This window comes from Pinibacter aurantiacus (assembly GCF_019130065.1).
Lineage (GTDB): Bacteria > Bacteroidota > Bacteroidia > Chitinophagales > Chitinophagaceae > Pinibacter > Pinibacter aurantiacus.
This window is the reverse complement of record NZ_JAHSPG010000016.1, coordinates 24957-51573: the sequence shown is the minus strand read 5'-3', so window position 1 is coordinate 51573 and position 26617 is coordinate 24957. Positions and strand designations below refer to the sequence as shown.

The 26617-nt window shown below is 41.9% G+C and carries 19 protein-coding genes; 7 read left to right on the top strand and 12 right to left on the bottom strand.

Annotated features, from left to right (window positions below):
* Positions 1 to 42: 42 nt before the first annotated feature.
* Positions 43 to 480 (bottom strand): SRPBCC family protein, encoded by a 438-nt coding sequence (locus KTO63_RS21310; protein ID WP_217793987.1) that lies wholly within the window; start codon positions 478 to 480, stop codon positions 43 to 45.
* A 143-nt stretch (positions 481 to 623) separates the two neighbouring features.
* Between KTO63_RS21310 and KTO63_RS21305 the strand changes: the two genes are divergently transcribed.
* Entirely contained in the window at positions 624 to 1280 is a 657-nt protein-coding gene (locus KTO63_RS21305; RefSeq protein WP_217793986.1) for a hypothetical protein, read from the top strand.
* 70 nt (positions 1281 to 1350) lie between these two features.
* Here the strand turns inward: KTO63_RS21305 and KTO63_RS21300 are convergent, their stop codons facing one another.
* Positions 1351 to 1659 carry a hypothetical protein gene (locus KTO63_RS21300; protein ID WP_217793985.1) on the bottom strand — a complete coding sequence of 103 codons (309 nt, stop codon included), beginning with the start codon at positions 1657 to 1659 and terminating at the stop codon, positions 1351 to 1353.
* A gap of 723 nt (positions 1660 to 2382) precedes the next feature.
* Here KTO63_RS21300 and KTO63_RS21295 point away from each other — a divergent pair.
* Entirely contained in the window at positions 2383 to 2895 is a 513-nt protein-coding gene (locus KTO63_RS21295; protein WP_217793984.1) for a hypothetical protein, read from the top strand.
* Between the two features lie 92 nt (positions 2896 to 2987).
* Here the strand turns inward: KTO63_RS21295 and KTO63_RS21290 are convergent, their stop codons facing one another.
* From KTO63_RS21290 to KTO63_RS21250, 9 genes are all read right to left on the bottom strand, one after another.
* Positions 2988 to 4448: a glycoside hydrolase family 30 protein gene (locus KTO63_RS21290; protein WP_232373283.1), complete on the bottom strand. Its 1461-nt coding sequence runs from the start codon at positions 4446 to 4448 to the stop codon at positions 2988 to 2990.
* 455 nt (positions 4449 to 4903) lie between these two features.
* Positions 4904 to 5770: a hypothetical protein gene (locus tag KTO63_RS21285; RefSeq protein WP_217793983.1), complete on the bottom strand. Its 867-nt coding sequence runs from the start codon at positions 5768 to 5770 to the stop codon at positions 4904 to 4906.
* A gap of 45 nt (positions 5771 to 5815) precedes the next feature.
* A complete protein-coding gene (locus KTO63_RS21280) occupies positions 5816 to 7504 on the bottom strand; it encodes a RagB/SusD family nutrient uptake outer membrane protein (protein ID WP_217793982.1) in 1689 nt (562 codons plus the stop codon).
* A 25-nt stretch (positions 7505 to 7529) separates the two neighbouring features.
* On the bottom strand, positions 7530 to 10391 hold the full coding sequence (locus KTO63_RS21275) for a SusC/RagA family TonB-linked outer membrane protein (protein ID WP_217793981.1): 2862 nt from the start codon (positions 10389 to 10391) through the stop codon (positions 7530 to 7532).
* 32 nt (positions 10392 to 10423) lie between these two features.
* Positions 10424 to 12346 (bottom strand): RagB/SusD family nutrient uptake outer membrane protein, encoded by a 1923-nt coding sequence (locus KTO63_RS21270; protein WP_217793980.1) that lies wholly within the window; start codon positions 12344 to 12346, stop codon positions 10424 to 10426.
* 116 nt (positions 12347 to 12462) lie between these two features.
* The gene (locus tag KTO63_RS21265) at positions 12463 to 16146 is read right to left on the bottom strand and encodes a SusC/RagA family TonB-linked outer membrane protein (RefSeq protein ID WP_232373282.1); all 3684 of its coding nucleotides are present in this window, start codon (positions 16144 to 16146) and stop codon (positions 12463 to 12465) included.
* Between the two features lie 98 nt (positions 16147 to 16244).
* Positions 16245 to 17132 (bottom strand): FecR family protein, encoded by an 888-nt coding sequence (locus KTO63_RS21260; RefSeq protein WP_217793979.1) that lies wholly within the window; start codon positions 17130 to 17132, stop codon positions 16245 to 16247.
* Between the two features lie 203 nt (positions 17133 to 17335).
* Positions 17336 to 17926, bottom strand: a complete 591-nt coding sequence (locus KTO63_RS21255) for an RNA polymerase sigma factor (protein WP_217793978.1) — start codon at positions 17924 to 17926, stop codon at positions 17336 to 17338.
* Positions 17927 to 18400: 474 nt separating this feature from the next.
* A complete protein-coding gene (locus tag KTO63_RS21250) occupies positions 18401 to 18655 on the bottom strand; it encodes a hypothetical protein (protein ID WP_217793977.1) in 255 nt (84 codons plus the stop codon).
* A 469-nt stretch (positions 18656 to 19124) separates the two neighbouring features.
* Between KTO63_RS21250 and KTO63_RS21245 the strand changes: the two genes are divergently transcribed.
* Positions 19125 to 19979 (top strand): hypothetical protein, encoded by an 855-nt coding sequence (locus KTO63_RS21245; protein WP_217793976.1) that lies wholly within the window; start codon positions 19125 to 19127, stop codon positions 19977 to 19979.
* 47 nt (positions 19980 to 20026) lie between these two features.
* Here the strand turns inward: KTO63_RS21245 and KTO63_RS21240 are convergent, their stop codons facing one another.
* Complete coding sequence (locus KTO63_RS21240; RefSeq protein WP_217793975.1) at positions 20027 to 21049, bottom strand: DUF481 domain-containing protein; 1023 nt, start codon at positions 21047 to 21049, stop codon at positions 20027 to 20029.
* A gap of 241 nt (positions 21050 to 21290) precedes the next feature.
* On the opposite strand from KTO63_RS21240, the gene KTO63_RS21235 reads away from it, so the two are divergent.
* The 4 genes from KTO63_RS21235 (at position 21291) to KTO63_RS21220 (ending at position 26539) form a co-directional block, all read left to right on the top strand.
* Positions 21291 to 22508, top strand: coding sequence for a DcaP family trimeric outer membrane transporter (locus KTO63_RS21235; RefSeq protein WP_217793974.1), 1218 nt, complete (start codon positions 21291 to 21293; stop codon positions 22506 to 22508).
* Between the two features lie 74 nt (positions 22509 to 22582).
* The gene (glsA, locus tag KTO63_RS21230) at positions 22583 to 23623 is read left to right on the top strand and encodes a glutaminase A (RefSeq protein WP_232373281.1); all 1041 of its coding nucleotides are present in this window, start codon (positions 22583 to 22585) and stop codon (positions 23621 to 23623) included.
* A 135-nt stretch (positions 23624 to 23758) separates the two neighbouring features.
* Complete coding sequence (locus tag KTO63_RS21225) at positions 23759 to 25123, top strand: hypothetical protein (RefSeq protein WP_217793973.1); 1365 nt, start codon at positions 23759 to 23761, stop codon at positions 25121 to 25123.
* A gap of 264 nt (positions 25124 to 25387) precedes the next feature.
* Positions 25388 to 26539, top strand: a complete 1152-nt coding sequence (locus tag KTO63_RS21220) for an amidohydrolase family protein (protein WP_232373280.1) — start codon at positions 25388 to 25390, stop codon at positions 26537 to 26539.
* The last annotated feature ends 78 nt before the right edge of the window (positions 26540 to 26617 follow it).

The window sequence follows — 26617 nt, the reverse complement described above, 5'->3', positions numbered from 1 at the left end:
GTAAACTTTAGAGGTCAATGATTTTGCATTCAACCAAGTTAGTCAGCTCGCCGCGCCATCCAAGGCGTTTAGCATTTTGCTCCATGCGGCTTTCGCTTGTTCGGTAAAGTTTTCGGCCTCTTTGGCCATCTCGTGTGTGAGTGTCATGAAGCAGCCTGTGCCACGCGGTTCAATGTCAATCACGATCTGGGATTTCGCAGGAAGATCTTGCCGTACCGCCCAGGTGAACACGAGTCTTTTGGGCTTGTCAATTTCAACGTATTCGCCAATATGGTCATAGTCGTTGCCCTGTCGGCGCACAACAAAGGAAAACGAATCGCCTACTTTTCTTCCGGGATGAATACTTATAATTTGCTCATCGCGCAGCTGCGGGCCAAACATAAACCTGCTGATCATCGCAGGATCGAACCATGCATCAAAAACCTTTTCCGCAGGAGCCGCAAATGAATGCGTAACAGTGGCTTTTACAGGAAGTTCCATGATGAGTTAATTTATCTAAAGAAATTTCGAAGAGTAGAGAAGTTAATATTTTTCCATAATTTAATCAAGAGACGTTTGCAATTTTTCCAAATCGAAAAAAAATAGTAGGTTCAGGGAACCAAAGCCCTGACAATAACCTCCCAATGAAGATGCTCATTTTTATAGCCTTTCTACTTTCCTGCCTTACCTGCTTATCTCAGCAAAATAAAGCCATTACCTATAAAAGAGACACGATCATCATCAACCATCAAAAGCTAATCCGAATAAACAAAGAGGCAAAGTTTGAAAGCATGCTAACCTTTGCCGGTGACACTATTGTAAAACTGCATAATTATTATGCCACAATTGAATTTCCCGATATTAATGAAGACGGTTATAAAGACATTCGCGTACACATTGTAAGTAACACACCAAACGAATGTGATAATTACCTGTTTGACAAAAGGACCAAAAAATTCATACTTGTAGAAAATTGCAACCTTGACATACGCTTAGTTAAAGGCAGCCCTTACTACTATTCATATAACCGCGCTGGCTGCGCTGACCGCAACTGGGAAAGCGATTTAAGCAAAATAGAAAATTACAAACTGATCCCTATTGGCTACATGCATGGACAGGGATGTGATTTTGATCTTAAAGAAAATCAGAAGATAGAAATCTATAAAGTCGGAAATTCTAAAGGAGAAGACAAAGTCCTAGTAAAAAGATTACCTCTCAAAAAGCATATCCCAAGGCTCGAAGATATGCCGATGTTTATAGAAAATTATTGGCGACATAATTGGCGTTTTTTTTTGAAATAAGTATCAAACAGGCAACAAAAGGCTTTTTTTGTGTGATAACAATCCCGCGTCTTTTCGTTAACTTGTATGACTAATACGATAGCCAGACCTCTAGCACCCAACCAATGAAAAAGAACCTCAAAAAAAACGCTTTCATTACTTTTCTTTGCCTGGTGATTTCATACTGTGCAACAACAACCGCACTTGCACAAACAAATGTGTCGTCTGAAAGTTTGTTAAACATTTCGGACAGCGTAATAAAGAAAGAGATTTCTTCTTTTACAAAGGCAGGAAAGCTTTTACATTCTGACACGTCACTATCAAACCTTGTTGAAATACCTATTTCCAATTGTTCTGAAAAATCGATAAACTGGTCAGCAAGTAGTTTCTTTAGTTCCATCAGCACATTCATTCATGTTTACTTTCTGCCAGACTCTTCAGTAAGAAAAATTGATTCCATATTTGTTGTTACACATTCTCATTTTTGGGTGAAGTTTCCGAAGAATGCATACAAGGGATTAGCAGCGTCTGCTTCATGTAATTTTAGCGGAGGTAAAAAGGAAAAATTTTATTCTGATTATTACAAAGCGTTTTATTCGAGTGATAAGAAACGGCTTTATATTTTTTGATTGGTGGAGCGGAAGCAAATAAATATGAAGTGACTTGGGTTGTGGTGAATGACAAGTACTGGGGAAGGGTGATGGATGAGGTTGATTGAATTATTTCAAAAGTCTGATCACAGACTGTTTAATTCAGACGTTTTTTATAATCCTCGAAAGCTTTTATCAGTGCTCGGTTTGGTCTTGGCGGATTTATAAAGGTTTTGACGAGCATTTCTATATCCTTTTCTGAAAGGCTCAATTTGACGGCCTTTATAGTCTCTGTTCTAACTCTCTCTCTCTCTCTCTTTTTTCCATGAATAATGGTTTCGATTATTTGCACTTTAAATAAAAACTCAATCGCTGTAAAATTAAAAACAATTTGGTAAGAAACAGTACTAACAATTCTTTGTGAAAACAAGTATGATCCTTTGTGAAAATGTAAGTTTCCTAACAGACTACAGCACCCTTCTCTAACAATTAAAATGAGTTTTCACTATCTTCAATCAAAATAATTTTACCTTATGGAAGAAGAAAAATATGGCATAGATCAAGAAAACTCCCATCCAAGAGCAATTGAATTAATTCCTGAAGAATTCTTTTGGAGCTGCATTGACGAATTGGCTCCTTTTGGTTCCGACGAAGGCGATACAGCTTTGGCAGAATACCGAAGATGGCGGCAATCTTTTCCTCAGACTCCCACAATAGAATGTCTAAAGTGGGTCATTGAGGGCGTAGGCGAAATGTCGATTGAAGATTATAATCAGAGCTTGTTAGAGAAGAACCTGATAAAATCCCAATTGAAAGATGGTGAATTTGATGACCAGCAATATATTTACACACTTGACATTTCTGTGATAGCCACAGGATTTGCACAGCTGGTTGATGAAGGCGTAATTGAACCTCAAAATAAACCGATCATTCAGTTGGCTATAGACAGGCAAATAATTTGGGCAGGTCTTACAGATGGCTGGAGTCATGCTAAGGAATACGTTGGATATCTTGAGGTCTTGACGAGAGCACTAAAAAATGCCTGAGAATACATTATATAAACATCTTTCCTAAATCAAAAGACCTGACAGGTTCTTCGGAAACCTGTCAGGTCTTGTAACATTCGTCACAGTTCTATTTACCACACGTACGTTCCTACTGCTCCGCTGGACAACGCAGTTGTAACAATTCTGCTTCCAACTTTTATATTGAAAACTTCCTGTGCAGCTCCTTTGTTAAGAACGATCAACACTTTCTTGCCGTCTGGGTTTTTAAATGCAACGGTTAAAAGGTTTGATGTTTGTGCAGATGAAATGCGCACGGATCCTGGTCTTACAAATTTTGATGCATGGGCAACAATGTAGTAAGAGACATTACGTGCCACAGCATCACCAGAAATTGTCAGCGCGCCCTGGCAAGTGCTACAACCTCCATTTGTATGCGGGTTGTAGCCTGGATCAGAGGCCAGGTTCCACTCGAGAACATTTTTGCTCCAGTTGCGGGTAGCACCAATGATCAGGTTTTGTACGTGCCATTGAAGATCGCCGCTAAAGTTGCCGGGGCCGCCTACCCATTGCTCTGTAAAGTAAACGCTTTTGTCAGGGTGCGCGTCATGCACTTGCGACAATGCAGAGATGGAGCCGCTGTACAAATGAAAGGCGGAACCATCAACATATTTTTTTGCATCAGCATCGCCGAGGATTGCTAAAGGATAAGTGGCTACATCCGCATTGTGATCCCACACAATAATTTTTGTGTTGATGCCTGCAGCCTGAAATGCTGGCCCCAAATTATTCTTCACAAAGTTTGCCTGTTCGCTGGCTTGCATTACAAGACTTGGATTGTTGTTCCCATTCAACGGCTCGTTTTGTACTGTAACGGCATCTATGGGAATGCCTTCTGCTTTCATTGCCTGTATATATTTTACGAAGTATTGTGCATAGGCCGCATAATATTCCGGTTTCAAACTGCCGCCTTTAAAAGAATTGTTGCTTTTCATCCATATGGGTGGCGACCACGGCGAGCCCAATATTTTTATGTTGGGATTGATGGCCAATATTTTTTTCAGAATCGGTATCAGATCTGTTTTCTCTGCATTGATACTAAAGTGGTCGAGCGGAACATCTGTTTGTCCGCTTGGCATATCATCATAAGTAAATGTATTTGCACTGAGATCTGAAGCACCAATGCTTATGCGCAAATAACTTATACCAATGAATGTGCTGTCAAATGCAAACAACTCTTTTAAAACATTATCCTTGTTAACAGACGTCAGCGAGTTCAGCAACGTAGCGCTACCGCCTGTGAGGCAATAGCCAAAGCCGTCAATTTGCTGGTAAGTTTGAGTATCATCCACGTCGATGCTTGGATACGAATTGCTGGTGGTTGAAAATACCAAACTCGTTGTTTGCTTTTTAAACAGCACCGTCTTGTCTGACTGTGTGAGCCAAAATTCAACGTCAGATTTAGGAGTTACTACTACCGGAGGGTTGTTTGAATTATTGCCGCCGGTCGGATTATTGTTGCCGGAAGATTTTTTTCCGCAGGCCAATCCAAGGCCCATGAATAATGGTAAGGACCAAAACATCGTGGTTTTCATTTTATGATAGTTAATTAATTTAAAAATGTGGTAGTTTGAAAATTTGAAAATGAACTGGTGCAAGCCCGAGGCTGCGGTTCAACAGCCCCCAGCGGGGCGAAACGTTAGTAGCATTAATAGATCACGTCGTACCAAAATACCGGCCCTGTAGGGGCGACATATTAAACCTCGCGAAGCGAAAAGTTTTGGCCCGCCTTAAGTTAATGACAATAGCAGAGACATGAATAAATAGCACCGAATTATTACATCATGTGCTTAAAGAAAAAATCGGAAAGAGCTGAAAGAAAGTTGCCGTGTCTTTACACGGCAACTATTATGACTGCTTTAAGGTTTAGGCAATTTGAAAATGTGGGAATTTGAAAATTTGAAAATTGGGTTGTTGAATATCAGTTTTACCAGTTGCGCGGAATGCATTTTCAAACTTCCAAATTTTCAAATTCTCAAATTTCTCCCTGTTAGTTATCGCTATATAGACTTACATTGGAAATGGCGATCGAGCTAAAAGAACTTCCGGTACCCACTTTAATTGTGAAATAATAAGTTCCTGAAGTACCAGGAGTAAACGTACTTGTTTTGGTGCTCGATGTAAATGCAGTGGTGCTGCTTGCCCAGCTAACAAACGTAGGAGTTGAAGCACTTGCATTTCCTGCAGATGGTGCAGCCGCTCCATAATCGGAACCGTTAGCAGGTTGAAACTTGCCTATCCATATTTCACCCCAGGTACTGTTATATGTAGTAGCAGCAGAAGTAATTGAAATATTGTATTTCTTACCTGCAACTAATTGTACAGCCTGATAGATACCACTGTTTTTAGGGTTCCCTGTTACTGTAAAATTGCCTCCGGCTAATGCCCAAACTCCATTAGGTGCTCCCTGATCAAAACGGCTCCAGAACGCGTCATCACCGGTTCTCATTTGGCCTCCTTTTAATAAATATCTTGGATCATTTGCAGTGGTTGTAACACTGATCGGAGCAGAGGTATATAAACGACCTCGCTTATCTGCGGCCTGCATCCGGATGTTGTATGTTCCTGCCAGCGGGAAAAAAACAGTATCTGTTGTTTTACCTCCTGCATATCCGGCGCCCTGGTCCAGGTTCCAATATGTTCCTACGCAATTACCGGCTGTTGTATTTTTTACAACAAATTTTGTGTCACTACCCTGTACAGGGGTTACGGTAAAAGTAGCAGTAAGGCTATCCACAGGGCCGTAAGACTCGTAGCTGCTGTTTGCTTCCTGCTTGCTGCAAGCCGCTAGTAATGCGGCTACAGCAACCAAAGGAAATATTGTGTTGAAAATCTTTGAATTTATTGACGACTTCATAATCATAATTGTATTAGCGTTTATGAATTCCTGAATTAAGTTTTATTACCAACCGGTGTTTTGTGTCCAGCCGGTTTTTACAATTTCATTTTGAGGGATAGGATACCAGTTCATTTTTTTATCATCATACACTCTGTCTTCCAATTTCTTCACAGCATAGGTATACGAACTTCCGTTCAAAGTGATCTCTATTCTGTTTAAAGGTGCATTGAAATAAGTGCCTCCTTTTTTCCATCTGCGTACATCCCAGTAGCGTTGACCTTCAAACCCAAGCTCTACTCTGCGCTCGTGCATAATAGCATCTTGCGATAAGTCTGCAAGAGCCGGCATGGCAACACCTGTACGTGTTCTTACTTTATTGAGAGCCTGCAGCGCAGTCATGCTAAAACCTTGCGGGTTGCCGCTTGCACCATATGCGTTGTACATAGCTTCTGCATAATCGAGCAGCAAACCACCATATCTGAAATACAACCACTGGTGTTTTGTTTTCGTGGCATTGGTCAAACTAACAGTCTGGTTAACATATTTTGACAAATAGTATCCTGTTTTTGTAGAGTTCAATTTTGGCTGACCACTATTTCCACCAACATATGTTTGAATTGTACTAGCGCTAAATGTAGCTCCGTTGTACACTACAGTTGCCGCCAGGCGAGGGTCCCTGTTTGCGTATGGATTGGCTGCATGCGTTGGGTTGTTCCAGTCGAAAGGAGCAGATGTGGAGCCACTTTTTACTTCAAACTCATCCACGAAGTTTTGACTTGGGGTTACGCTGTTGCCATTACTTTTTTCAAACATAATGGGAAAGTTATTGTACTCGAAGCCGTTCTGGTCGCTATATCTTTTGAAGAAAATTGCCTCAGTAGATGTCGCGTTGGTTGCTCCAAACAAATTGGCGTAAGAAGCATCAAGGCTGAAAACATTCATCTTGATCACGTCGTTCGCGGCAGCAGCAGCGTCGGCCCAAGTGTAGGTTGAGCCTGCATCTTTGAACAGCGGACTTGCAGCAAACAACAACGCTTTTGCTTTGAGTGCTTTGATCGCAGCGTAAGTAGCTCTGCCTGATTCGTACCAGGTAGTAGCTGCGCTGGTACGCACACTGTCAGGAATAATTACAGCAGCCTTATCGCATAGATTAACGATATACTTGAAAACATCATCCACTGAATTTCTTGGAAGACCTTTCCATGAAGCAGTGTTATTGTAGTCAACAGCCGTATCAATGATCGGCACTGCGCCATAGCGTTTTACCAATTCAAGATAGAAGAATGCTTTAAGGAAATAACATTCACCCTGCATATAAGCCACGTTCAATACGGCTCTTTTGTATGTGGTGGAGTCGTTGTTAACAATACCGTTTGAAAGATAGTCGAGGCTTATTTCTTTCCTGTGTGCCAGGTGCAGATTTGCCTGGTAAATACCATCAAAGCAATTGGACCAAACGCCGTCTGGGTTATAGAACTGGGTCCATGTGCCATTATTGAAAATATGAGAGCGGTTGTTAACGTTGGTATGGTAAGCGTCATCTGATGCAGCTTCCAGATCCACCGAATTGTAGCTGTCCGGCAAAAAACTATACGCTTTCCACACAACATCCTGTGCGTAGTCATATGTTTTGTACATCATGCTTATGGGCATGTCGGCTGGTACGTTTTTTACATCCAGGAAGTCTTTTTTACAAGAGACAAAGGAGAATGTAGCCAACACTATAATGATGATATAATAGTACTTTTTCATTTTTTGTGTCTTAAAGTGTTCGTGCTTAAAATTTTGCTTTCAATCCAATTGTAACTGTCTTCATCAAAGGATATCCCATTGAAAGTCTTTCTGGCTCCAATCCATCGATTTTGTTACCCAACAAATTGTTGCCATTCAGGAAAACTCTTAGAATCTCTGTTTTTTTCAGGAACCCTGTGCGAGGCAAAGTATATCCTACTTCCACGCTGCGTAGTTTCCAGAAGTTACCATTGCGAAGCCAAAACTCTGCAGGTATGCTATTGTTGTTGTTTACCAGCGTAGACAATCTTGGCGAAGTAGCAGTAGCTGCAGTTGCCGGTGTCCATGGATTGTTTGAAAAAGCAGTGATGTTGGTATTATTCGCTAACGGGTGCGTATAATCGTAAGCATCATCGAGCAAGCTTACTGTTCTGTTCATTACACCTTGTACGTAAGCATCAAAATCAAAGCCTTTGTATTTGAAGCCCAAATTAAATCCTAAAGTAATTTCAGGAAGCCTAGTGTACTTCATTGGCACGAGGTCGTAGTTATTGATCAACCCATCACCATTTACATCAACATACTTCAGGTCGCCCGGATGTACCGTTCCATAAGTAGATTTTACAACGCCTGCATTCAGGTTACCATTAGCATCAAAATCTGATACTTGGTAAAAGCCGGCATCTTTAAATCCTCTCATCTGACCGACGCGATATCCTTTATTGTATAGATAATCATAGGGCTGCGGATCTTCTGCAACTTTTGTTTCTTTATTGTGGGCGTATGCCATAGAAGCTCCGCCGTAATATTCAAAGCCGCTTTTGGTTTTGTCGCGATATTGAAGCGATAGTTCAAAGCCCTGGTTCACCACTTCGCCTGTGTTCATGTTTTGAAAATTGAAACCTGTATAATCAGGCACACCAACAGGCGCTTCCAAAATACCTGTACGTTTTTCTTTAAACACATCCAATGTAGCGTTCAACTTATTCAAAATTGTCAGGTCAACTCCCAGGTTCGCACTTTGTTTAGCTTCCCACGTAAAGTTGGAGTTCGGAACCGCTCCTTCTGTTCTTCCATTTCTTCCACCATCAGCTGTTCCAAGTATGTAAACACCCCCTGTATAGTTTGCCCACTGCTCATATAAGAAACGATAGTTCTCGTTGGTATTGGCAGTTTTACCATAAGATCCTCTAACCTTTAGGAAATTGATTACTTTATTATTTTTCAAAAAGTCTTCGTTGCTTGCTACCCAACCCAGGCCTATTGCAGGAAAGAATCCATAACGATGTCCTGATTGAAAATCAGCAGAACCAAGATAAGAGAAGGACAGATCGGCAATATATTTTTTACTGTAGTCATAAGTAACATTACCACGTAAACCTTGCTCTACTACTGCATACACCTGGCCATCATGTACATAACTTGAACGGGTGTATTTTACCATGCCTGTAAAAGAATGTTTGCCAAAACTTCTGTCATAGTCAAAACCGAAGATGGATGACGTGCGGTTCCAGTGATCATTACCAGCATCGCTGCCGCCCTGGCTTGTAGCGCCTATTGTTTTATAAACCACGTTACCTTTTGCATCTATAACAGGGTTGTCATAAGCGTCTTTGGTAATTTCATAAGATGGCACTGTAAATGTTTTTTGATAAACACCTGTATATACGTTGGCGAATGAAACACCACCGCTAAGCGCCAATCCCTTGGTTAATATATCCAACTTTTCCTTGAAGCTCACGTTCGTTTGCAAGTATCTTGTATGCGAGCTATAGATACCATTTTGTCTGAGGTTTTGAACAGGATTGAAACTATACACAGCATTGTTTCCCCATGTACCATCCAGGTTTTTGACAGGAAACGCTGCTGCCGGGGTCCTCAACAAAGCTGCAAAAACGCTGCTTGCTGTAAAGCCTGCTGGTGTGTTGCGGTCTTCTGTAATACCCGAAACAGTGGCTTTTACAGAAAGATTTTTATTCAGGTTCAAATCAAGATTGGCTCTCAAACTAAGCCTGTTATATTTTGCATTGGTACCAAAATCCTTGTCGATCACATCTGCATCCTTGTAAATACCTGTGAAGCTTGTGTAGCCGCCCAATACAAAAAATCTTGCTTTGTCATTACCGCCACGGAACGAGATGTCGTAGTTCTGTGTGGCAGATTTATTGGTTAACATTTTGTCGTACCAATTCACATTGGGGTGAAAAGGATCATCGGAAGCCTTGTACAATTCAGGATTGTAGTATTTAACCGGCAATCCATCATTTTGCAAAGCCTGGTTGTAAGCAGTTACATAACCGTAAGCATCCATTACCTGTGGTAATGCGATTGGGCGCATGGCACCGTATCTTGCATTTGCTTCAATTTTGGTTTTGCCAGATTTTGTTCCTTCTTTAGTGCGAACACTCAATACGCCGGCACCACCATCAAGACCGTACACAGCAGTGGCCGCTGCATCTTTTAATAAGGTTACTGACTCTATTTCATTAGGCGATAAAGCGGCAAGAGAGTTCATGTCAACCTGAAAGCCATCCAGGTAAATAGTTACTCTGTTACCTGCTATGTTCCAGCTGCTCAGGCCACGTACGTAAAGCGTTGGTGCGTCATAACCAGGCTCACCGGAACCTGTAGACACGGTCAATCCCGGAATTCTTCCCTGCAATGTATTCAACAAATTACCTGCATTCGTTTTTGCAAGCTCTTCACCTGAAAGGGTAAAAGTTGCTCCTGTATTTCTCCAGCTCTGCTCGTTTCTGATACCTCCGTCTATAAGTTTTTCAGTATTGCCTTTTGTAGTCAGCAATATTGCAGAATCTAACTGGGCAGGCTTCTTTGTTTGTGCCTGGGTCACATCCAGCCCAGCTAGAAAGAGCAGCCCTATAAAGAGTTTTATATTTATATTTTTCATGTAGTTTATGATTGTCGATTTTCAAACCTTAATTACCATCCCGGGTTTTGACCATCCCAGTCTTTTCCTCCCAAATACATCATGCTTATTTGATCCAGCGGGAACGGCACATAGTAGTATTTCATAGGAAACACCCTTGCTCCGTAATTAATAGTTTCCCAGTTGAGGAAAGGATTGGTTGGTTTCGGTGTAACGCCATTTGTTGACGCAGTAACCGCAAAACCGTGAAAAGTTTGACTTAATACGATGTGAGCTGTCAACCAGCGGTGCAAATCGTTGTATCTGTGATTCTCAAAAGCCAGTTCTACTGAACGCTCATTTTGAATAGCAGTACGGAAGTCACTTGTAGATGCAGGTGCTTTAGCTGGCATGCCGGCTCTTGCCCTGATCAGGTTCAGGTAAGTCGTGGCCTCAGCAGTAGGTCCTGCATATTCATTTAATGCTTCTGCATAGCTTAAATAAAATTCAGCCAAACGGAAAACGGGCCATGCAAAGTGGTTATCATTCATATTGTCTACACGAGCAACAAATTTTGTAGTCTCAACTGCGCTTCCTGTAGCATCGCCTGCGTTGGTATCATCGCAAAGTGCGCCCTTTGAATAAGTCCCATCTGCTGAAGCTTTGTAATAAGTAACAAATGTTCTTGCACTGTTCCATCTTTGTCCCGCATATGCAAGACTTTGGTATGCACGAGGGTCAAGACTCAATCCTTCGAAATAAGCTTTGAAATCTTTTCCTGTAGGCGTAGCGGTCCATTTAGTGCCATCTGTTTTTTCATACATCTGCAGGAACTCGATTGGCACATTGTTTTTAGCACCCCATTGATTCATGCGAATCTTAGAAGTATTATAAAAACCCCACTCGTTCCACTGGCTCTTATCAGGATCTTTTTGGTTAAATGTGTTTACCAAAATCATTTCAGGGTTGCCATAAGCACCGGCAGTTCCATAAACGTTATTGCACACTGCTTCGTAATCGCCAAGACCTGCATAAGTATCTGTGTTAACTGTTGTAGTTGGCTTCGGTGTTGGAGATGACACATACAAAGAAACTCCTGCACCACCAGCTGCGTCGATAACGGCTTTAGAAGCATCTGCTGCTTTTTTCCAACGCTCTTTATCATATGAAGCATAGCACAGAACAGAGTCTTTCTCGTTGCCATATCTTGCTCCTGCAATGATAGACTTCATCTCGCTCGGCGTATTGTAAAGCGGGCTCGCAGCATATAATAAAATCCTTGCTTTCAAAGCCAAAGCAGCAAGGCTTGTTACTTTACCGTAATCAACTGAACCGCGTGTGGCCGGAAGTAAAGTTGCAGCCTGGTCGCACCAGGTTACAATACTGTCTACAACAGACTGAACAGAAGAACGAGGAATAGAAATCTTTCCGTCACCTGCCAGTACGCTGGTTACAATCGGAATACCACCAAACATGCGGAATGCACTATAGTGGGCCATTGCGCGGCAAAAAATTGCCTGTCCCTTTACATCACTGATCCACTCAGGACTTGCATCTGCAACGGCATTGATATTTTTAATAACAAGGTTGGCCTTTCTGATCGCTTTGTACCATCCGTTGAAAGGAGGTGCATCACCACGACCGGCAGCAGTAGGGCCCCTGTCAATACCACTTGCAGGAGTCATGTTGCCGAAAATATAAAATTGATAATTGTAATTACCGGCAACCCAGGCAGCACCCGGAAGTGTTAAGTACACATTGTCTGTAAGAGCGTCCTCACGGCAATCTGCAGACTCTGTTAATACAAAGCCTGAAGGAATACACCATTTGTACATTTCAGCTACAGCGTATTGCGCCTGCATTTGCGTATGGAAAATGGTGTCAACAGTTACTGCGCCACCTTTTGGCTTTTCCAGGAAATCTTTTGAACAACCACTCATCATGCCTGCCGAAATCGCACCGGCAAAAAGCAGAAGAGGTAAATATATTTTTTTCATCTGTTTATCGTTTATTTTATTTTGGCCAGATGGAATTCGCATGAAATAACCAGGTCTTTACGTGGTAAAATTGTTGTCCTGCTCATTTCATCTGTTTTGTCTTTTTGGATTAGAAATTAGAAACTCACTTTAAAACCTGCGTTGTATGTGCGGGTAAGTGGATAACCCATGTAACCCAGATTTTCAGGATCACCCCAAATAGAATTCTTGCTCCATGTGTACATATTGAATCCATTCGCATATACGCGAACCGAGCCAATTCCCGCTTTCGACAGAATTCCGTGTTGGAAAGTGTAACCAACTTCCATGTTCTTTAATCGCACATAAGCAGTATTAAGATGGAAATAGGTATTCGCATAAGCCGAAGGGTTATACGCTGCAATAGGGAAATCAATTTTTTCACCTGCTGCATAACGCTCAGGAGTAAAGCGGTTCCAGTCCACTGCAAAGAGCGCTTCTGTTGTACCGTTGAAGTGCTTGTTGGTTGCTGGCATTGGATCTGCCGCTACACCACCCGCGCCTTGAAACAATACAGAGAAGTCCCATCCTTTATAATTAAATCCAAATGAAACGCCATAAGTGAAGCGAGGGATTGAAGTATAACCGGATCTTACATAATCCTTGTTATCGATCACACCATCGTAATTATAGTCATTCATTCTAATATCGCCAGGTTGCAAAGGCACTGCACCAAGAGAAAGATCTCTTTCAAGAACGGTCTGTCCGCCGGCGTTTGTATATGGTTTGCCATTTGCATCTTTTGCAGCAACCGGTTGAGAAAGAATTGGATTGTTGTTTGCATCTACTGCATACAATTGTGACCATGAAGTATATAAACCATTGGCCTGCAGGTAAGATCCCTGGTTGATTGGTTTACCTGTCTGTGCCTGGTACTCAAGACCCTTTACAATTGGTTCATCGCGGAAAACAATTTTATTCTGGTTGTTGGAAATATTCGCTTTTACCCAGTAATTGAATTTACGGCCAACTTTATCGTTGTAGGTAACTTCCAGTTCATTACCCCAGTTTCTTGTTTCTCCTAAATTGTAAGGAGGTAAACTTGCAGCAACTATCCCCGGAACAGTTCCTCTGTATGAAAGGATATCTTTTCTATGTTCGTCATAGTGATCGTAGGTTATGCCCAGTTTATCTTTAAAGAATTTGGCTTCAAAGCCTATATTCATTTTTTGCGAAACTTCCCATGATACGTTGGGGTTACCAAGTGTACTTTCATAAGCTCCCTTTACTTTATTACGGTTCGATCCGTTTACACCAAAGTAATAACCGCCCATATCACCGCCGCCATAACCCCACACATCGGGTAAATACAGGTAGCGTGCATATGTGGTTGTGCCGGGAATATAAATTCCGTCATTACCAACATAACCAAGCGATCCTCTTACCTTCAGGTAAGTGAAATATTGGTTCACCGGCCAGAAAGATTCATTACTTGCTACCCATCCGAGTGAGTACGCAGGGAAGAATCCAAACCTTTGTCCTTCAGGAAAGTTTTCAGATCCATTGTAACCCATGTTGTACTCTGCCAGGTATTTGCCTTTGTAGCCATAAGCAATCCTACCCACAATACCTTCGTAAGCGTGAGGAAGATCGTAAGGCAATTTGGGATCAAATTTCTTTTCCAGGTTACCCATCACCAATCCTGTAACAGAGTGATCGCCGAAAGTGCGGCTATAGTTTACGGCAAACTCTGCGTACCACTTGCGCCATTTCTCTTTATATGCATTTGAATTTCTTAATGAAGGTGATTCATTATTCAATTGCACCCAGATTGGATCCAAAACGTCGCCGTTAGGATTTTGGCGCACGGCCCATTTTACAGGATTAGATTGCCCTTTTGCTGTACTGGCAAAATAACTGTCATACGCAGCTCTTGCGCTTACAGAAAGCCCCTTCGTAATAAAATCCAGCTTGTGCGTTATGCGAACAGCGGAATTGAGCGTGCTACTATTGGTAAGTGCATACTGGTTACGCAATGACAAACTGTATAACGGGTTAAACTGTTCTGCGTCACGCTGCCACTGAAATACATACTTGCCATCAATGTAACCGGGAGAACCCATAGGATTTGTCCACATCAGATTCTTCTCATAGTTATACTGGTCATTGTCCATACCAGAAACCTGAACAAACTGGGTTCCCAAATCCACCGAAACTTTTAAATTTTCGTTTACGTCAAAATCAAAGTTGCCTCGCAGATTGTATCTGTCCTTTTTGTAGTCCATCTCTTTAGAGAAAGGCATATAATCTGTCTTGAACAAACCGGATTGTGTCAGGTAACCACCAGAAAGAAAATATTTCACACCCTTAGTTCCTCCGGTGATGTTGATATTTGCCTGCGACTGTGGTGCATACTTTTTATAGATCTGGCTTTGCCAATCCTGGTCAGGATGGAAGTACGGATCGTAATAAGGATTTTTTGATCCATCGGCCAATGTTGGTGTATGAGCATTTTGATAATACTTCATATCCTCGTCGGTGTACTGCGGTTTGTAACCAATATTAGGGTCAGGATTGCTTCTTTTTGCAACAAAAGCGGCCCAACCATTGGGATTGTTGGCTACATCCGGATCGTTGGCATGTCTCTGCCAATATGTTTCGAATATTTGTTCATTTCTCAGCGTAGCATATTGTGGCGAATTAACATACTTCGGCATGTTTAAGAAACTAACAGCAGCTGTTTGAGCTGTAGCGCTTACTTTAGGAGTACCTTCCTTACCGCGTTTGGTGGTAATAAGGATAACACCATTTGCACCACGTACACCAAATACGGCAGTGGCAGAAGCGTCTTTAAGAATGCTGATGGTTTCAATTTCGTTAGGATCGATATCATTATAAGTATCTCTCACCACACCGTCCACCATAATCAAAGGTGCGGTGCTTGCACTGTAAGTACTAACACCCCTGATGTACAGGTTTGCAGCATCCTCGCCCGGTTTACCTGAAGACTGAACCGAGATCAAACCCGGTAATCTTCCGGCAAGCGCATTACTGATGTTGGCAACAGGTGACTGAACGATTTCTTTAGAAGATATTGTACTGATAGACGCAGTTACGGACGCCTTTTTCTGCTGGCCGTAACCCACTACCACAACTTCTTCCATTGCCAGGTTTTGCGGTATCAACGCTACTTGAAAATCTCTTCTGTTTCCAACCACAAACTCCTGTGGCAGGTAACCGATCATAGATACAACGATAACAGCGTTTGGCCCTGGAACGGCTAATTTGAAAATACCGTTTTTATCGGTCATGGCACCTTTTGTCGCTCCCTTTACGGTTACGCTTACGCCATCGAGTATTTCGCCTTTGGCTGTTGAGGTGATTTTACCGGATACAGTCAGGGTAGTATCAACAGGTGCTTTCACCTGCACTACCTCTTCGTTGTTTTTTATGTTCAACGAGAGCATCAGGCTTTTAAGCTCTTCATTGTTTGCATAGATTACATAGGCTTTCTTAAGAACCTTTTTGTACTTAAGTCCGTAAGGCTTAAGAAGTTCGTCAAGAAAGGCAGTAACGGTTTTGTACTTCGTTACGTTCATGGCAAGCGCAGCGTCTGGCAAGACGTTTGATTCGTAGACAAAGTCTACATCAAACACTTTTCTTGCTTCCAGTAAAAGTTGGGAAATTGTTTTCGATTCCGCATTTGTAGGAGAAGAGTGTTTTTGCTGGCTGTATGCTATCGCATTCAATGCTGTTTGCGAGTGTGCACTCATGACGTTGACCACAGACATGACGATGCCGAGCAGGAAAAACACTTTCCTGGGGTAGAGGCTCTTTTTCATACTTCTTTTTTGCGATCGTTAATTAATCAGTTTTGGTTTCGTTTCGATTTTTTCGGTGCGCTGGGAGCGCCCGGTTGTTTTGGTTTTTTCTGTTGTTGTTACTGCTCTATTACGAGCGTTTTATTCTTGATTGTTATTTTCCTTTTAAGAATCACTTCAAGCACCTTCGCCATATCCTCTATATTACCTGCCCGCAGTTCTCCGGATATTTTGGCCTGCCATAAAGTTGAGTCCGAAATTACAACGCGGTAACCATAGGTATCCTGTATTAGGCGGGCAACTTCAGTCATTGACGTATAATTGAAGTGGAATTCATTGCGCGCCCAGCCTGAATACATGTTGATTGTAGAGTCCGCATCCAGTTTCACTACGTCATTTTTATTAACTACTGCTACTTCACCCGGTTTCATTACCACAGGCAATTCCTTCTTGCTGGCTTTAGATGAAGCGACATCTTTTACCGCCAACTGCACTTTACCTTCTTCGAGGGCAACAGTCGACTGGTCATTTCTTGTATTTACATTGAACCTGGTTCCGAGCACTTCGATGTCCACATCCTTTGTATGTACAATAAATATGTCTGCCGAAACTTTCTTTTTAGCCACCGTGAAGTATGCCTCCCCTTCTATCCACACATTTCTTTTTCCGTTGTCTTTCCAAACCTTGGGCACCTTCAAAATGGAGTTTGCATTCAGCACCACGGTAGAGCCATCGGGCAGGGTAATGCGTTTTATTTCGCCGGATACAGTCTTTACCTCTGTTAAATAGACATTCTGATTTTCATGTTTCAGGAACAACCAGATGGACGTTGCGGCCACCAGCAAGAATGACGCGGCTACCAGCATAGGTCTTAGCCATACTATTCGTGACTTTTCTTTTTGAATAGCAGCTTCCACCTTCAACCAGTTTTCGGCTTGTATTTCAGGGGCAACGGGCTCTTTTTTGAACTCGACCTTATTATTTCCTATCTTAAAAAACCCCGGCATTCTTGTGTTTTTATTGTATTTAATAATAAAGACACGGAACTCTCCATGTCATACTCTTTGGGAGCAAAAAATTTTTAACTTTTTTTTGGATAAGGTGGCAGGTGGACTGGCGATGACTGAATAACTGAGTAACTGAATAACTGAATGTCTGATAGTTATAGAGTAAAACTGAACCGCAATCCTTCAGTTACTCAGTTATTCAGTTATTCGCAAATAAAGACTGCAGCCAAAAAAACGGCGAGTAGTTGCTCTGAACGCAGCTTATTGAGTGCTTTTTGAATGAGGTTCAAAACTGATTGATAGTTAACGTTCATTATCTCAGCAATCTGCTTGTACTCCATATCTTCATAATAGCGCAGGTAAATGGCTTCCTTTTGGCGGGCGGGCAGTTCGTTCAGAAGTGCCGTCAGCTTTGTGTGCAACGATTCTTCTGTTTCCTTTTCTACAATAATCTCTTCTATCGAAAAACAAATGTCAGGCTCTACCGACATCTTGATTTTCAGTTCACGCAGCTTTAATGAGCGTAACTGATTGAGTATCTGGCGACGAAGTACAGTAAAGAAGTAGGGTTTAACTTTTTCCAGGTTGCCTATAGAATTGCGTTTGGTCCAGATCTTTACAAAGAGTTCCTGCACGGCGTCATCTGCGAGGCCATTATCATTCAACAACTTGGATGCATAATAATACAATCCATCAAAAAGTGCTTTATGAATGTCGTTGAAGGCATCGGTATTTCCCGCCAGTGTATCGGTCCACCATTGTCGCAGTTGTTCGGTCTCTGATCTGGATTCCATTAGGCCGGCTAAATATTTTGTATTTATTTTCTCATTACCACTCTCATATAATATTGCCTGCAAGAGCATATCTGGCTTTCCGGCTCAACCTATGAGCGCTCAAAAATAAACACTAACTGCCGTATTTAAAGTGATTTACAAATTAAAACTGTTTTTTGTGGCGGGGAGTGTTGTTTGTTGCTGGTTTTCAATGAGTGGAGAATGGAGAATTGAGAATTGAGAGTGGAGAGTGGAGAGTTAAGCTGCACGGAAAACAATTCTTAGTGAGGCTTAGCATCCTTAGTCCCTTAGTGGTGAATTTGGTACGGTTATCAAGAAGGCTTCGACAAGCTCAGCCCGACATCAAAGCGAAGTGCCAGGCTGAGCCTGTCGAAGCCTTGTTAAACAGAGAACTATGATTGCGAACCAATTCTTAACTAAATGACCTGCAATTTCTAATTCCTAACTTCTAACTCCTAATTCCTAATTCCTCCCTCACCGCTTATGTTCTTCAATAAAACTCGTCAGCTCTTTGCTGAGGTCTGCGAGCAGGGCCTCAAACTCAGCTAGGTCATTATTTTTTTGTGATGCTTCTTTTTTATATTTCGCAAGATGTTGAAGGCAGGAGGTATATTCTTCACACAATGATCTGAACATACTGTCTTGAATATAAAGCTTTTCAATGCTTTGAGAATGCATTGGAAAATCTTTTTTAACAACATTCATAAAGTAATCGCTAGACTCCAGCATTAATGAAAATTTAATTATCTATTTCTAAATTAAATCATTCACGCGCTACACGCTAGTGTTTGCAAGGGTTTACGGTAAAATACAGAATTTGAAAATGTGGAAATTTGAAAATTTGAAAATTATTGAGCGAACAACATGAGCTATTTGCATCGGTTAAATTGTCAAATACTACTGCTTCAAATAAAGTAACGTGTTTCACAAGAGGCATTTTCAAATTTTCAAATCCGCAAATTTTCAAATTGCCGTTTGGCCTTCGGCCAGCGGCCTGTGGCACAATTTTTACTGCCGGCGAACAATTCCCAATTCCTGTTGTTTTAAGTGATACTGACTGTTAAAAGTCACTGTTTTCCTGGCTCCTGACGTAGCGTCCTGTACTACCGTAACTGTGCCCGTGCTAAATGTATCCGATGTGGAAGCACAAAAATCGTGTACCCGTTCATCGATCTTTTTTTGAAACAAATCATTACATATGCAATCCCTAACTGCAACGTCGGCTGTTCCAGGTATTGATTTATTTGAACAACAGCTGGAAAGAATTTCCAATGATCCACTCTTTGCGGAGGCGGGCATACTGAAAAAATTTCTTAAGTATATTGTACTGGAGACGCTGCATGGCCGTTCCAATTGCCTTAAAGAATACACAATCGCCACCAATGTGCTTGGCAAGCCTCTGGACTTCAAGCCCCAGGAAAATGGCATTGTGCGTATACATGCAGGTAGACTGCGAAGGGCGCTTGGCCATTATTATGAAAACGCCGGTGCAAATGACCAGCTGATCATTTCCATCCCTAAAGGAAAATATGTTGCTGATTTTGCCATGAGGGATGCGCTTGCTCCCGATAAAGTACTGCATACAATTCTTGACGATGCATCTGCAGAACCAGAAATCGACTCCGCTATTGCAGTTGTCCCTTTGTTGTGTGATGAAGAAAATCCTCTCACAAGACTTTTCATGAATGGATTCTGCCTTCAGCTAAGCAACAGCCTCATGGAATTGAAGGACTTTTATGTTATATCCTACCAAACGATAAAAGGCATGGTAGATACAGATAAGGATCTGCGTGACCTGCACCATACCGTGGGATGCAGCTACATTGTGTCCGGCTGTGTACAAATGGTAAATCATCATGTAAGAGTAACGCTTCAGCTTTTCCTTGCAAAATCCGGACAACAAGTGTGGTCCGAGATGTACGAAAGGGTAATGACGAAAACGAATGTTTTACAAATTCAGGATGAACTGATAAAAAGAATACTCCCTTCTATAAGCCAGGCTCTTTTGCATTTTAAAGGAAAAGGAATGGTGGCGAAACTGGAAGCGGTTTAATAATTGAGAGTTGAGAGTGACGCGTTCATCTAACTCTCAATTCTCAACTAAAAAGAGTACGCTATCCCAAACACAATACCAAAGTCGAGCGTCCTGCTGCCCTCTACCGGAGGTTTGGAGTCGTAGCTGTTATAGAAACTCAGGCTAAGTTTAAAGTCGTTAAAAATTTCCCAGGTCAGATCAGTTGAGCCATCATAACGAAAGCGGTCCTTCTGTGTAAGGCTGTAGTAAAACGTTTGGCTTGTAAGCAAATTGATTTCAGGTTTACTGAATCTGAAGAAATTAAATTCAATTTGTCCAAACAACTCGGATTGCGTACCGGTAGTTACGTCTTCTGTACTTTTTTCCTGGTTAAATACCATCCCCACTCTTCCCCATGCATACACGCTCTTTCTTGTAAGAAATTTATTTCCGGCGCCAATACCTTCCTGATAACGTCTGCTAAGACCAAGCTCTAAATTTCTCTGATAAGCAAGAAAGATTGTACCAAACCATGTAGTACTGAAATAGTAATTATTCTTCATAGAGATGTCCTCGCGATCGCGGCTAAACGATGAGTCAGAAATGGTATAAATGCCAGACGCAGAAAACGTTTGCTCATCCCGCTTGGAGGTATATGAAAGCCTTGTATCAAAATTTAACCGGCCAAGATCACTCGACCTGGTGAAGCTATATCCGAGGCTCACATTTCCTGAAAACCGCTCCAGCACTTTGTTTTCGAACGGATATAAAACAGAGATATGTTCAAGCGGCAACTCGGTTGTGTCATAGCCACGATTAATAAATATTTTGGTGGCTGCAGTGTCCGACAAAATTCTTCCAAAATAAACCTCACCTTTAATTGCCTCGATTCTAAATACACGTGTGCGTGCAGAAATGGTTCTTATTTTACGGAGTTGAATACTAATATCATTCGCGTCATCAGGATCAAAGGTCAATACGCCCAGCTTTATTTTCTTCACCTCCCCCACTACCAAACTGCCGTTTAAAAAATACACCGTATCGCGCTGTGCATAGAGCTCACCGCAAGTCATTAACAATAGGCATATAAAGATTGCTAACCTTCTCATGGAGATCACAGAGATGCTTGTCTATGCATTTTGATTATGAAAATAAACTCAAATAAAAAGGTAGTGACAGTTTACCGTAAACAGCAATGAGATGTAACCGTAAAGTAAAAAGCACCTATCTAATTCAACAGTCAGCCTCTACTTTTGGTTGATTCAATTATCCTTTTTGTAAACTCCTCGATAACTCGCTTAGTAGTGTATCACAATTGAAGACCTATTTCCCAATTCAAATTGCAATTTTATGAACCGCTTACAAAAAAAATCCAGCATCCTTCTGTTGTCTATTACTCTGCTGATTATCTCCGGCAAATTGATGGCGCAGGATGAAAAACAAAAAAGCATGGAGATCTATGGAGCCATCATGACGGATGTCGGTTATAATTTTAACCAGATAGATCCCGACTGGTATGATGTAATTCGCACAACGAAACTTCCTTCTTACAAAAATCAATATGGCACAAACGGCAACGTCTATTTTTCAGTAAGACAAACAAGGCTTGGTTTTAAAAACTATTTTCCAACTGCGTTGGGTGAACTGAAAACAACATTTGAGTTTGAAATGTTTGGTACCGGCGATGATGCGGGGCAAACAACTATGAGGCTGCGCCACGCATACGCAGAATTAGGGAAATTTGGTGTTGGTCAATACTGGAGCCCATTTATGGATATCGATATCTTTCCTAATACGCTTGAATACTGGGGGCCTGTGGGCATGGCGCTATTCAGAAACATACAAATACGTTACATGCCGATACAAGGAGACGACAAACTCACCTTTGCGCTTGAAAGACCAGGCGCGAGTGCTGACCAGGGCAAGTATGCCGGTCGTGTAGAATTGCAAGGCGTTAACCCAAGATTTCCCGTACCGGATTTTTCTGCAGAATATAGAAAGGCGTTTAAATGGGGCTATGTTGAACTCGCTGGTATTTTGCGCTACATTAAGTGGGAGGATCAAAACAATGACCAATACGATTTCAGTGGCGATGCTTTAGGTTGGGGATTGAATCTTACCTCAAACATTAAAGCCGGCAAGAATACTACTTTTCGCCTTGGAGTGGTTTACGGTGAGGGGATTGAAAACTACATGAACGATGCACCGGTAGATATTGGCGCTAAAAGCAATCCCGGCAATACTGTAACTCCTCTTTTAGGAAAGACTCTTCCTGTATTAGGTATCAGTGCTTTCGTTGATCACAACTGGAACGAAAAGTTCAGTTCTTCTCTTGGCTATTCTTCTGAAGACATTACCAATTCGGATGCACAAAACGCCAATGAATTTCACAGAGGACAATATGCGGTGGGCAACCTTCTTTGGTATCCTGTGAAAAATGTAATGGCCGGCGTGGAGCTGCAGTGGGGTCACAGAGAGAATTACAATGATGGCTGGAAAACAGATATAACCAAATTGCAATTTTCTTTTAAATACAATTTTGCGCAAGCGTTTTACAGGAAGCAATAGTGAGTTGTGGGTATTGAGTTATGAGTGTGCGTTTTGACTTTTAAATTCTAAACCTCTCAATCAAATATATTACAATGAAAAAATCATACTATTCAATTTGCAAAGCGGTCGCCTTCTTTTTGTTGGTGACATTGATGGGCAATACAAACAGCTTTGCACAAACAAAAACAGATCTTTCAAAAGCAAACATTGAAAAATTGCTGAATGAAGCATACACCAAATTTAAAGATGTAAAGGAAGGTAAGAATGCGGACTACATTAAAGAACTGGCAAACGTTGATCCAAATATTTTCGGCATTGCATTAGTCACTACCGATGGCACTGTATATACAAAAGGAGACATCGGCTCGATGGTTTCTATACAAAGTGTCTCAAAAGTATTTGTAATGGCGCAGATACTCGAAGAACTTGGTCCACAGGCCATTCAGGATAAAATAGGGGTAGATGCAACAGGTGTCCGTTTCAATTCTATTGTTGCTGTAGAACTGCAAAAAGGAAAAGAAATTAACCCGATGGTAAACCCGGGAGCTATTGCAGCAACAAGCCTTGTAGCAGGCGCCGACTCTGCGGCGAAATGGAAAAGCATTCTTCAAAAACAAAGCGATTTTGCAGGTCGGCAACTAACAGTGAACCAACCTGTTTATGTAAGCGAGGCAGGAGACAATCTTCGCAACCAGGCCATAGCCCATTTGTTGCTGGCGTATGGACGCATGTATTTCGACCCCGTTCAGGCAACAGACATTTATACAAAACAATGTGCTATCAATGTAAATGCAAAGGACCTCGCAACTATGGCTGCGACACTTGCAAACGGCGGTGTTAATCCTGTTACAAAGAAAAAAATTGTTTCTCCACAAACTGTACAATACACACTGCCTGTTATGGCAACTGCCGGATTATATGATGATTCCGGCATTTGGTACTACAACTCAGGCTTGCCTGCAAAAAGCGGCGTAGGCGGAGGACTGCTGGCCGTATGCCCTGGCAAATTCGGCATCGCCGTTGTGTCTCCTCCTTTGGATGCCGCAGGCAATAGCGTGAAGGCGCAAAAAGTGATCAAGTATGTTGTAGAGCAATTAAAGGTTGATCCGTTCTTGATCGAACCCAAGAAGTAAGAAGAAATTAATAATTAATAATTAATAATTAAGGGAGTATCACTCCTGCATTCGCCAACATATAAGCTAATTAAAAAACATCGAATGCCCCACCTATTAATTCTTAATTATTAATTATTAATTGAACCTTAATCTATGCACGAAATGATTATAAAGCATATTCACATAAAAACCATTTTCATTCTCACAATATCCTTACTGAGTTTGTTAAACCATTTGTTTGCACAAAATGACACACCCGTACTTGATACGCAAGTGAATGGAACGGTAATGATTAAGCGTGGATTAATTAATAATGACAGCGCTTATACAAACTATGCAAGCGGCGAATTCACACCCGGACGGGGATTTGATTTGGTACGAACAAAATTCGGCACGTTGAACATTAGCATTTATGCGATGGCCCGTTACCTCAATCAAATGCCAGGTACACAAACATGGGAGGATCATTTGGGAAGACCACATGATCTCACAGGCCGAAACGACTTCTACTGGCACAGAAGCATGATCTGGTTTTCGGGCTGGTTAGGCACACCCAAGTTTACTTATACAGCCACGGTGTGGACGGTATTTACTACGCAGCAAACGCTGATCTATGGAAACATGCAGTACAAGGTTAACAAGCATCTTCGGTTCGGTTTAGGTGTGGGCCCTAACCTTTCTGTCCGCTCCATGCAGGGAAGTTTCCCATTCTATTCATCCACGGATAGAACGATGGGCGAAGACGCATTACGCGGAGGTTTTACGCACGGATTCTGGATCACGGGAGAAGTTGTTCCGAAACTTTATTACAACGTAATGTTTGGCAACAACCTAAGCACGCTTGGCATTCAGGCTTCCAAGCTTACAAGAAATATTGCGAAAAGCGCATCAATCTGGTGGATGCCTACAACAGGAGAGTTCGGCCCACGTGGAGGAATCGGCGATCTTGAAAATCATGACAAGCTCGCCACGCGTTTCGGCTTTTCTTATGTGAATAGTCGCGAAGACAGGTTTAATAATATAGGTACTCCATCTCCAGACAACACACAAATAAGGATGACTGACGGTGTGCTATTTTTCGAAACGGGAGCTTTGGCCGACAATGTAACCATTGACAACGCGACCTACAACATGTTTTCTATTGACGCAGGTTTTAAAATTCGAGGCTTCAACCTGCAGGCAGAATTTTACGGAAGAAAGCTTTCGAAATTCGCTGCGGACGGCCCTCTCCCGGTTAGTGAGCTCAATGACTTTGGCTACAGTTTGCAGGTAAATAAAATGATCCTCCCAAAGAAATTGATTCTGTACGGAGTTCATTCATATTTCTTTGATGAATTCAAAAGACATCCATGGGAAGTGGGTGGCGGCATAAATCTTTATCCACTGAAAAACCGCAGCTGGCGTCTCAACGGGCAAGTGATGCATGTATATAAAACCGCTGCTGGTGGCACGTTTGGCTTGTATACAGCAGGGCAAACGGGCACCACCATTACGTTTGGCAGTGATATTCTTTTGTAATGAACAACCACAGGCTGATAAGTACAGTTGTGACTTGCATCGTCATTGCGAGGCCTGCGGAGAATTGAATAACTGAACCGATTATAGAAAGACGAACAGAAAACAATTGGCCGAAGCAATCTCAAGCGCCAGGCAGACTGCTTCGGCCGCTTTAGAATTTCAAGCAGTTTCCAGATAGTTCATACAACCAGCTCCGCAGGCCTCGCAATGACGGCGGTGACAAGTTGATGAAAATTAAGAACCCATTTCACTCAAAACTACTTTATGAAATTTGCACACTCCTTCTATCTAAAAAACATACACTTCTGCGCGATGTTTTTGTTGTTTTCGTTGACTACTACAAACATCTATTCACAGTCGAAAAAACAAAATGCGGCTGACACTGCTTTGTTTTTTGATTCACACTTTCATTTAACGAATTATGTGCAGGAAGGCATCAGCATAAAAAAGTTCCTTTCAATCATGGGAACAACTACGGGCAGGTCCACACTCTTTGGCATTCCATTGCAACAACAATGGTCGTATTCAAACACCGGCGATTTTGCTCCAACATACTATCTCGCCAGCGATGCACCACTGTATTACTATTCGTTTACTGATGCATACATTGCCATGACCTATCGCTCATTATCTGCCAATGATCAAAAACGTTTTGACCCAATGATTACAGGGTTCAATCCTGCAGACATGTATGCAGCTGATCACATCAAACGTGTGTTGCTATTGTTTCCCGGCGTATTCAGCGGCATTGGAGAATTCTCCATTCACAAAGAATTTGTTTCATCAAAAATTGCGGGCGAAGTGGCATCGCTCACTAATCCGGCATTGGATCGCATTCTCGACTTTTGTGCAGAATCTGGTTTACTCTCCATTCTTCACAATGATATTGACATGCCTTTCCCAAAATCCGGCCAGGATCCCTACCTCATCAAACAGATTGTAGAGCTGTTTCGCAGGCACAAAAACACAAAGATCATTTGGGCGCATTGTGGATTGGGAAGGATTGTACGCCCTGTTGAAGAACAGATTTCTTTCCTGGATAATTTTTTGGCGGACCCAACACTCAGTCATGTTTGTTTTGATATTTCCTGGAGCGAAGTGGCAAAGTATATTGTAAGAACTCCTGAAACCATTAAAGCAACTGCTACTCTTATTAATAAATATCCTGATCGCTTTTTGTTTGGCACAGATGAAGTGGCCCCGCCTGATGCTGAAAAATACCAGGCAGTGTACCGCAGCTACCAGCCATTGTTTGCACAATTAAGCGCCGGGGCTAAATACAAATTATTAAAGGGAAACTACGCTCGTTTGTTTGATGCTGCCCGTGTATCGGTACGAGCCTGGGAAAAAGCTCATCAGAATGATAGTACGGTTACAGCGCCAATATCGACAACAAGTTCAGGAGTTGAGAATTGAAAGTCGAGCGTTCAGGCTAAAGTTTAAAATCTCGTATAATATGCGACTCCTTCCTTCGGATCGCACGCATTCTTTATT

Excerpts from the sequence above, each read along its gene's own strand:
- KTO63_RS21285 (WP_217793983.1), bottom strand. The coding sequence starts at position 5,770 with ATGAAGTCGTCAATAAATTCAAAGATTTTCAACACAATATTTCCTTTG.
- KTO63_RS21235 (WP_217793974.1), top strand. The coding sequence starts at position 21,291 with ATGAACCGCTTACAAAAAAAATCCAGCATCCTTCTGTTGTCTATTACT.
- KTO63_RS21260 (WP_217793979.1), bottom strand. The coding sequence starts at position 17,132 with ATGCCGGGGTTTTTTAAGATAGGAAATAATAAGGTCGAGTTCAAAAAA.
- KTO63_RS21245 (WP_217793976.1), top strand. The coding sequence starts at position 19,125 with ATGCAATCCCTAACTGCAACGTCGGCTGTTCCAGGTATTGATTTATTT.
- KTO63_RS21265 (WP_232373282.1), bottom strand. The coding sequence starts at position 16,146 with ATGAAAAAGAGCCTCTACCCCAGGAAAGTGTTTTTCCTGCTCGGCATC.
- glsA (WP_232373281.1), top strand. The coding sequence starts at position 22,583 with ATGAAAAAATCATACTATTCAATTTGCAAAGCGGTCGCCTTCTTTTTG.
- KTO63_RS21300 (WP_217793985.1), bottom strand. The coding sequence starts at position 1,659 with ATGGAACTAAAGAAACTACTTGCTGACCAGTTTATCGATTTTTCAGAA.
- KTO63_RS21225 (WP_217793973.1), top strand. The coding sequence starts at position 23,759 with ATGCACGAAATGATTATAAAGCATATTCACATAAAAACCATTTTCATT.
- KTO63_RS21240 (WP_217793975.1), bottom strand. The coding sequence starts at position 21,049 with ATGAGAAGGTTAGCAATCTTTATATGCCTATTGTTAATGACTTGCGGT.
- KTO63_RS21250 (WP_217793977.1), bottom strand. The coding sequence starts at position 18,655 with ATGCTGGAGTCTAGCGATTACTTTATGAATGTTGTTAAAAAAGATTTT.
- KTO63_RS21275 (WP_217793981.1), bottom strand. The coding sequence starts at position 10,391 with ATGAAAAATATAAATATAAAACTCTTTATAGGGCTGCTCTTTCTAGCT.
- KTO63_RS21280 (WP_217793982.1), bottom strand. The coding sequence starts at position 7,504 with ATGAAAAAGTACTATTATATCATCATTATAGTGTTGGCTACATTCTCC.
- KTO63_RS21310 (WP_217793987.1), bottom strand. The coding sequence starts at position 480 with ATGGAACTTCCTGTAAAAGCCACTGTTACGCATTCATTTGCGGCTCCT.
- KTO63_RS21270 (WP_217793980.1), bottom strand. The coding sequence starts at position 12,346 with ATGAAAAAAATATATTTACCTCTTCTGCTTTTTGCCGGTGCGATTTCG.
- KTO63_RS21290 (WP_232373283.1), bottom strand. The coding sequence starts at position 4,448 with ATGAAAACCACGATGTTTTGGTCCTTACCATTATTCATGGGCCTTGGA.
- KTO63_RS21255 (WP_217793978.1), bottom strand. The coding sequence starts at position 17,926 with ATGGAATCCAGATCAGAGACCGAACAACTGCGACAATGGTGGACCGAT.
- KTO63_RS21220 (WP_232373280.1), top strand. The coding sequence starts at position 25,388 with ATGAAATTTGCACACTCCTTCTATCTAAAAAACATACACTTCTGCGCG.
- KTO63_RS21305 (WP_217793986.1), top strand. The coding sequence starts at position 624 with ATGAAGATGCTCATTTTTATAGCCTTTCTACTTTCCTGCCTTACCTGC.
- KTO63_RS21295 (WP_217793984.1), top strand. The coding sequence starts at position 2,383 with ATGGAAGAAGAAAAATATGGCATAGATCAAGAAAACTCCCATCCAAGA.